Annotated in this window: 10 protein-coding genes; 8 read left to right on the plus strand and 2 right to left on the minus strand. The window is 40.1% G+C overall.

Translation table 11 applies throughout. The features are described from left to right. Nucleotides 1-97: 97 nt before the first annotated feature. Together ETG88_RS21765 and ETG88_RS21770 are read right to left on the minus strand one after the other, a co-directional pair. Nucleotides 98-469, minus strand: coding sequence for a hypothetical protein (locus ETG88_RS21765; protein WP_129036380.1), 372 nt, complete (start codon nt 467-469; stop codon nt 98-100). Nucleotides 470-567: 98 nt separating this feature from the next. Next, nucleotides 568-846 (minus strand): hypothetical protein, encoded by a 279-nt coding sequence (locus tag ETG88_RS21770; protein ID WP_233446161.1) that lies wholly within the window; start codon nt 844-846, stop codon nt 568-570. 42 nt (nt 847-888) lie between these two features. On the opposite strand from ETG88_RS21770, the gene ETG88_RS21775 reads away from it, so the two are divergent. The 8 genes from ETG88_RS21775 (at nt 889) to ETG88_RS21810 (ending at nt 6,860) form a co-directional block, all read left to right on the plus strand. Then, nucleotides 889-2,004, plus strand: coding sequence for a phage/plasmid replication domain-containing protein (locus ETG88_RS21775; RefSeq protein ID WP_129036381.1), 1,116 nt, complete (start codon nt 889-891; stop codon nt 2,002-2,004). A gap of 10 nt (nt 2,005-2,014) precedes the next feature. Continuing rightward, complete coding sequence (locus tag ETG88_RS21780) at nt 2,015-2,329, plus strand: DNA-binding protein (protein WP_129036382.1); 315 nt, start codon at nt 2,015-2,017, stop codon at nt 2,327-2,329. Continuing rightward, entirely contained in the window at nt 2,326-2,535 is a 210-nt protein-coding gene (locus tag ETG88_RS21785; RefSeq protein ID WP_129036383.1) for a hypothetical protein, read from the plus strand. The genes ETG88_RS21780 and ETG88_RS21785 overlap by 4 nt, the downstream gene beginning before the upstream one ends. Nucleotides 2,536-2,550: 15 nt before the next feature. Further along, the gene (locus tag ETG88_RS21790; protein ID WP_129036384.1) at nt 2,551-2,769 is read left to right on the plus strand and encodes a major capsid protein; all 219 of its coding nucleotides are present in this window, start codon (nt 2,551-2,553) and stop codon (nt 2,767-2,769) included. A 78-nt stretch (nt 2,770-2,847) separates the two neighbouring features. Continuing rightward, nucleotides 2,848-4,326 (plus strand): hypothetical protein, encoded by a 1,479-nt coding sequence (locus ETG88_RS21795; RefSeq protein WP_129036385.1) that lies wholly within the window; start codon nt 2,848-2,850, stop codon nt 4,324-4,326. Nucleotides 4,327-4,338: 12 nt separating this feature from the next. Continuing rightward, nucleotides 4,339-4,632, plus strand: coding sequence for a DUF2523 family protein (locus tag ETG88_RS21800; protein WP_129036386.1), 294 nt, complete (start codon nt 4,339-4,341; stop codon nt 4,630-4,632). A 6-nt stretch (nt 4,633-4,638) separates the two neighbouring features. Next, on the plus strand, nt 4,639-5,676 hold the full coding sequence (locus ETG88_RS21805) for a zonular occludens toxin family protein (protein ID WP_129036387.1): 1,038 nt from the start codon (nt 4,639-4,641) through the stop codon (nt 5,674-5,676). Further along, nucleotides 5,673-6,860, plus strand: a complete 1,188-nt coding sequence (locus ETG88_RS21810) for a type II secretion system protein GspD (protein WP_129036388.1) — start codon at nt 5,673-5,675, stop codon at nt 6,858-6,860. The genes ETG88_RS21805 and ETG88_RS21810 overlap by 4 nt, the downstream gene beginning before the upstream one ends. The last annotated feature ends 395 nt before the right edge of the window (nt 6,861-7,255 follow it).

Below are 7,255 nucleotides of genomic sequence, written 5' to 3' on the forward strand. Positions count from 1 at the left end.
TTGGTGCGCATAATGTTCGACTCGTTATGTTGAAAAGGCCGCTGCGAAAATTCATCCCGCAGCGGCCTCTTTAGCATAACGTCATTATGCGAACCATTTATTCAAGGTGTTTGTAAAGTGGATCAAGTTGGTAGGTCAGGGGCACTACAGTGCACCCTCTCGGCGTACCATTGATGTTTATTGCAAGATTGGTAGCCTTGAGTCTATCGTGGAATACAAACGCATCACGCAGGTTTTTAGTCCATCGAGTACCAGCAGACTCGCCATCTGTGGCGAAACGAATTGATTGCAAGAACTCACCTTTCTCCCTGTTCATGATGGCGAATGCGGGCGCCTCATCCTCCAGAACGCTTTGAAATTCGTGCTCTGAAATGGGAGCACGAATCTCGTTTTCAATCGATGAAATTTCAATTCTCATGCGCTGAGAGATGTTTTTATCGTTGTAAACAGCCTTTGTTTTCTCTGTCATCCTGGTTCCTTCCATGTCTGCGTGGTGGTTAATATTTAGCCGCGGAGCGGTTCGGGGTTCTGTGACACCCGAACTTTACCGTGGTTTCCCACGGTTTTTTACTTTTTCTTGCCAGCTTTAAGATCCTTTACAGCTTCCTTCAGGTACTCATCGATGACATAGAACGCTACCTCTGTCCACTTATGCGGTTTTCCGGTTGCGTAGCTGATTTCAATAGCAGCCTTTTCAAGAGCCATTTTTTTATCAGCAGGTACGCGTAGAGAGGAATATTTCTTATCTGTCATAACCTTACCTAAAAATGTTGTTTGTGTGTGAGCGCGGCATTCTAGTGCATTTTTGACATGTTGCTCACGGTCCACTTGTGCATTTGTGTACATAAGCGTATAACGTTCACATGTTTCATTGTGTACATGTATATTATGTTTTACGACTGGATGACAATAGAACAGGACTTCGGCTACCAACTTCCTCTTTTGGGGGATGTTGCGTATCAACGTATACATGTAGACACCGGGGAGGCCAGTGCGTTATCTCAGCCAACGTTTAAACACAAAGGATCTTTCTGCGATGTGGTATCGATCTCGATTCGTGGCTCTCTACTGAAAGTGAGCGGCAACCCGTCAAGATGGGGAAGGCTTGATAATTTGTTCGGCCTTGCAAGTATCGATTCATGTGTTGCTGTTTATAATACGATTTTGGAAAATCTGGGTTTGCCTTGCTTCACAAAATGTACACGTATATTTCAGCGGCAAACGGGAGAGAATGAAAAAACATCATCATTAGCTGATGGCGCTATTATAAAAGAGTTACATATAACTTCTAATCGTTCTGTCGGTTGTGGTAATGAAGATGATTACATATCAGCTTTATCTACCCAACCGTACAGAAATAGTGTGCCAAGACTTCACAGCAATGGAAAATCAGTGGATTGGCTTTCCAAACAAGGCAATGTGAACCTAATTTATCCAACTGTATATAATAAGGCTCATGAATTATCATTGCATTCATTGCCTAAAATAAAAAATCAATTTGGCGCAGATTCTAAAGAATATAAATATCTCGAGAGTGTGATTTCTTATTGTGCTAATAATGGGGTTGTTCGATTTGAGCAAAAATTGAAATCTCGTTTTCTACAAAAAAATAACCTTAATTTCTATGGGTTGTCAGATTACTCGATCCTGAAAGAATTACACTCAAAATTCATTAATTTAGATAAGACACTATCGGTGACTGCAATGGACTTTGATACCATCAGTGAACACTTAATATCGCAGGGCATTGTTGATAATACGAGGTCTGCGAATACAACTGCTATGTATGCGATCCAATGGATGCATGGGCATAATTTCGATTTTAACAAAAAACAAGTACAAACACATCGCGCGAGATTACGCAAGATAGGCATTGATATTGCCCAGCGTTGCAATATAGCTAAATTCAGTCCGGTAATTGTCCGTGAACAGAGAGATATTACTGTATCCGATTGCCATATTCCATCATGGTATCAACGTTCAAATCATTTGAGAGTAGCTTAACGAGGTATATATGAGCATTAACGGTTTATTTGTCGAAGGTAAGATGTTAGGTGGTCGCCAGCGCGAAAAACGCAATAACAAAGGCTACTATAATGAATTGGGTCTATCAATTGAAAAGTCTGATGGATTCGGTGGAACATTGCAAGACCAATTTATTATTCGCGTCACTGATGGCTTGGTTAGTAGTGGGGTATTAAATCAGGCGAACTCTCTTATCGGCAAAACAGTTCGTGTTCCTGTATATGGTCGCTCATGGTCTATGGAAGGTCGTGATGGCATTACTTACTTTATGCAAAATGAAGGTGGTATTACTGAGGTTAAATGACAATGGCTAATGAAATAACTGGTCATATTTGCCCTGCTGAAAATACGCCACTGATGCAATGCCAGTATGTTTCCATTTCTGTTGAAGGTCAACTTGACTATACACAGATGGCTCAATTTTGGGGAGTGGCATTTTCAACGGTTGTCGCTCTTTATCTATTTTGTCACTGCATAAGCTTAGTATTAAAGTTTGTGCGAAATTCATAAAACAAGGAGTTTGTAATGAAAAAATTGTTATCTCTTGGTTCAATCATGGCTATGTCTTTTTCACTCCCAACCTTTGCCGCAGACGGTACAACTGTTGATTTAACTCAGTTAACCGACCAGATTGATTTCAATGATGTTCTGGTTGCTATTATGGCTGTTGCTGCTTCTCTTGTTGTTTTGTATGCGGGTATTGCTGGCGTTCGCTGGATTCTTCGCACTGTTAAATCGGCCTAAGGGAGCAGGGGGGATTTCCCCCCTGATTTTCATGATTGCAGAATTCTGGAATTTAATGTGCTTCATGTGGGGGCTGTTATGCGCTTGGGCAGTAATCAAAGGATTGTCTCTTTAGTTCTTCTTTTTATAATTTCAGTATCCATTTTCATTCCCATTCAAAAAGCTTATTCCAACCCTTTATTAGTTGCGCGCGCAGTCATGCCTGCGGTTGTTGGTCGCGTTATTGGCGCAAGAGCAATGAAAGCGGCTGTTGCAGCAGGAGGTGCTAATGAGGCTGTTTATTTAACTCTGGTAAAGAACACCACATCAGCGATATCAAAAGCAACAATTTCCAAATCTAGCAACATAGCTTCTTCTGGTTTTTTTAGAAGTGCATCAGGTGCGTTAACTTGGGGCGGCGTAGGTTATACGGCAGGAACTTTAACTGCTGATTATTTCAGTTCATCCGGTGGTTATATGGTTGCGACTTCTGGTAAACCCATCGGAGATGGGAAGTATGAAGTGACCTTTGGTGATGCTACTTTTGTTGTTGATTATGAACCATCAGAAGATAACCCAGTAGTTCTACTACCTGGTAAATTTAATACAGATAGCCATGAAACCGTAGCAGAATTACAGCCAGGTCATAAATGGTATATGTTCCCATACGGGACCAAGGGTGAAGCTGGTTACATTGTGGGTACTATTTCTGGCGTTGCTATGGGCTATCTTGAAACTCGTAGGGATGCAGGGGGGTTTACTTGCCGTGCTCCTGATAAAGTATCGTGCACATATACAATCGAAATAAGAGAAGTTACTGATAATGGCACAAGCGCCAGCGTTAAATACTCTTATACAGGTACATATACTGATTCTAATGGTAAAGAGCAATCATTTACTAATGCTCCTATAATTGGGATTGTGCCTAATTACAATAAGGATTTTAATCCTGACGAAGAGATTTTATATGGTGAACCTAAGATAGCTACTGATGAAGATGGTTTTTCAGCCATGGATGCTTTAAAAGATGTTCCTATGGATTTGGATCAGCTGGCATCAATGATTAATAACATGCTAATGGATGCTGCTGCACAGCCTGATTATGAAGGTATTCCTGTTTCATCTAGCGACCCTGTAACATCTGGCGAAATTAAAGCTAATTATCCTAATCATGGCAAGCTGAATGATTTTGATTACATGTATCCATCGCAGAACGCGCCTAATGCCGATATTAACATTGAGGCACCAAAATATAATGGCGATAATAACAGTGGCAATGAAAGCGAGTTACCTAGTTTCGAATATCCTGATGTGGATACGCCTGAGTTAGAAGATGCACCTACAGCCAACGAAATTTTAAGGCCCATAAAGGAGTTGTTTCCTGAGTACAGGGATATGAATATTTCAGGTAAGAGCAAAGCGTCATATACATGCCCAATTGCTGAATTTAATGTATTTGACACTGATTATGCATTAGACCAGCACTGTGTATTTCTGGAGCAATACAGGCCGTGGATTCAACTTATATCCACTCTGATGTGGTCTTTGTTTGCATTGCGCATTCTTTTATCTGCATAAGAGGAGCGGAAAATGAGTTTATTTGGTTTGTTGATAGCGGTTGTTAACACACTGCTTGGGTTTATGTTCAGGACAATAGTTATTCGTTTTGTTCTGTTTTTTGGTTTGTTATTTTTGGTTCATGATTTTGTCGAAGAGATGGTTTCATGGATTCCATTTACATTTGATATTCCATCATTATTCCAGCAACTGCCACCATCAATGTGGTATTTCTTTGACTTATTCAGATTTGATCAAGGAATGCAATTTATATTTAATGCGTCTGTTACGCGCTTTATTATTCGTAGAATTCCGATTATAGGATAGTGTTGTATGCCTATTTCAGCTTATGTCGGCTCATTAGGTAGCGGCAAGTCATATGAAGTTGTTGCAAGTGTTATTGTTCCGGCCTGCTTGTCAGGCCGCAGAGTAGTTACAAATATTTATGGAATAAACAAAGCTAATATTCACGAGCACTGCAAGAAAATAAGCAAAAAAAAGGATATTGTACTTGGTGATGTTATTTATGTTGAAAATAAGCAAGTCAGTGAAGAAAACTTCTTCCCATATAAAGACTCATTGCCGAGTGATACATTCTGTCAATATGGCGATTTAATTGTTGTAGATGAATCTTGGCGAATTTGGGAAAGTGATAAATCAATTTGTGAAAAGCACCGTTCATTTATTGCTGAGCATCGTCATTTTACTAATGAGGAAACAGGTGTTTGTTGTGATTTGGTTGTTATAAATCAGGAGGTATCATCTCTGCCAAGATTTATTAAAGCCAGATTGGATACTACATTTAGAATGCAAAAACACATTGCGCTCGGCATGAAGAATAGATATCGAGTTGATGTGTTCAATGGCGCTAAGCTTTTTAAAGCAAATAAAGTCACTAGTTATCAAAGGAAGTATGAACCTGCAATTTTTCCGCTGTATAAATCTTATGAAGGAGGAAGCGGGAAAGAATTAACTGTCGATGGCAGGGCTAGTATTTTTGGTAAGAAAAGTGTTTTTATATTAGCTGCATTCATGGCTGTGGTTTTTATCATTTGCATGTTTTTTTTATATTCTTTTTTCACACGTAAAAACGAAGACAAAAAGGAGCATCAATATGTGCAAAAAACCGAATTAACACAATTTACTTCACAACCAGCATCTGCTGTTCCTGCGACAGAGAAACCGAAACTTTCAACCACATGGCGTATTTCGGGGAAATTAAGTAGGGAAGGGCGTAAGTTTGTTGTAATAACAAATAATGCTGGCCTTATTCGTATTGTCCCCGCGTCGACGTTTAGCTATCACGGAATGCAGATGGTGGGAATAGTTGATGACGAGTTAGTTACATTTTATTCAGGTGCTGAGAAATGAAATTCATCTACTTTATAGTTTTACTCTTTAGTTTTAATTCATATGCTGGCACAGAGCTGGAAATAAAAAAGCTTGCATTGCCTGAAGCAATATCTTTAATTTACTCAGAGGTTTTAAAAGTCCCTTACATGGTTGCGCCCGAACTGGCTGATGATAGCCGTGTTGTTTCTTTTAAAATGACGACGGATGTTAATGAGCGTGAATTTATAGAACGTTACTTTGGAAATATGAATATTAAAATTTACACCAAGAAAGGGATTGATTATATAACACCATTCACGCCTAAAGAAAATCCTCCAGCCATGCATGTATTTGTCTACTCACCACAGAATAGAACCGTAGGCTATCTCTCTGATATTTTATCTGGGTATGTATCCGGTAGATTTGGTAATTCTGGTAATATCACGACTGATTTATCCAATAAATCATCATCAGGAGCATCCAACAACCTTAATCGCAGTGGCGATTCACTTGTGTACTACGGCACTGAGCAAGACATTGAAATGGTTAAGAGAATCCTTCCAACCATTGACACAACACCAGATGAGGTCGTTGTGTCTGGTTATGTTTTTGAGGTGCAAACGGGTCAATATGATGGTTCTGGCTTCTTACTTGCCGCAAAGGTTATCTCTGAGAAGTTTAATATTTCATTGGGTTCAAACGTTAGTGCAACGAATGATTTTATTAATATAAAGACAGGTTCAATCGATGCAATATATTCATTGCTCAAAACTGACAATAGATTTTCCGTTGTTTCTTCACCACGCTTGAGAGTTAAAAACAACACAGAGGCATCTTTTTCTGTTGGTGCAGAGGTTCCTGTTCTTGGGAGTGTCACAGTTAGTGGCGACAATGCCACACAGTCGGTAGAGTACCGTAATTCAGGGGTTTTATTTAAGGTTCAGCCGTCAATTAAGGTAAAGGCTATCGATTTGAATATACAGCAACAACTATCAAATTTTGTCGCAACTGACACGGGAGTTAATAATTCACCTACCTTATTAAAACGTGATGTTTCAACTAACGTTGTCATGAGTGATGGTGACATTATTTTGATTGGTGGCCTTGCCGAGCAGAAGGATTCCAAGACTTCATCGGGATGGTCGTTTTTCGGTTCCCGTTCACAGGAAAATACTAAGACCGATATTGTAGTAATGCTTCAGGTTCGTAAGGTTCCAAGATGAGGAGGCTGGCCGTTCCCCGCAGCTATGCGAGGAGAACGGCCAGTTTCCGAGTCTCAAACTTTTAGAATGTAATCAGTAATTCAATTTTAGCCGTAATTATGCCGTAGGCATGGGAGGCGCAAAGCGCCGGAGACTCCCGCAGCGAAGCGAGGACTTAGAAAGCGTTATGGCTTTAGCCATAATAATCCCAGCACTGCTAAGAAGATTTTTACTTGTCTGCGTTCTGTCTGTCGATCGTGTAGTTAGTTGATGAAATTGCTGGGTCACAGCGTCTATGACAAAATGGCTAGCGCCGGTGTTGGGATTTCATTAGCCTGGGTTGGTTTGTTACTTCCTGGCATTCGGCACCAAAATTTCCGCGATTGTTCTTATCAGCACCTTGGTGCGCATAATGT

The organism is Lelliottia nimipressuralis, from assembly GCF_004115925.1.
In the GTDB taxonomy this organism is placed as follows: Bacteria; Pseudomonadota; Gammaproteobacteria; order Enterobacterales; family Enterobacteriaceae; genus Enterobacter; species Enterobacter nimipressuralis.

What these genes read in the sequence shown, in the direction of transcription:
- ETG88_RS21765 (WP_129036380.1), bottom strand. Translation starts at nt 469, where the DNA reads ATGACAGAGAAAACAAAGGCTGTTTACAACGATAAAAACATCTCTCAG.
- ETG88_RS21770 (WP_233446161.1), bottom strand. Translation starts at nt 846, where the DNA reads ATGTACACAAATGCACAAGTGGACCGTGAGCAACATGTCAAAAATGCA.
- ETG88_RS21775 (WP_129036381.1), top strand. Translation starts at nt 889, where the DNA reads ATGTTTTACGACTGGATGACAATAGAACAGGACTTCGGCTACCAACTT.
- ETG88_RS21780 (WP_129036382.1), top strand. Translation starts at nt 2,015, where the DNA reads ATGAGCATTAACGGTTTATTTGTCGAAGGTAAGATGTTAGGTGGTCGC.
- ETG88_RS21785 (WP_129036383.1), top strand. Translation starts at nt 2,326, where the DNA reads ATGACAATGGCTAATGAAATAACTGGTCATATTTGCCCTGCTGAAAAT.
- ETG88_RS21790 (WP_129036384.1), top strand. Translation starts at nt 2,551, where the DNA reads ATGAAAAAATTGTTATCTCTTGGTTCAATCATGGCTATGTCTTTTTCA.
- ETG88_RS21795 (WP_129036385.1), top strand. Translation starts at nt 2,848, where the DNA reads ATGCGCTTGGGCAGTAATCAAAGGATTGTCTCTTTAGTTCTTCTTTTT.
- ETG88_RS21800 (WP_129036386.1), top strand. Translation starts at nt 4,339, where the DNA reads ATGAGTTTATTTGGTTTGTTGATAGCGGTTGTTAACACACTGCTTGGG.
- ETG88_RS21805 (WP_129036387.1), top strand. Translation starts at nt 4,639, where the DNA reads ATGCCTATTTCAGCTTATGTCGGCTCATTAGGTAGCGGCAAGTCATAT.
- ETG88_RS21810 (WP_129036388.1), top strand. Translation starts at nt 5,673, where the DNA reads ATGAAATTCATCTACTTTATAGTTTTACTCTTTAGTTTTAATTCATAT.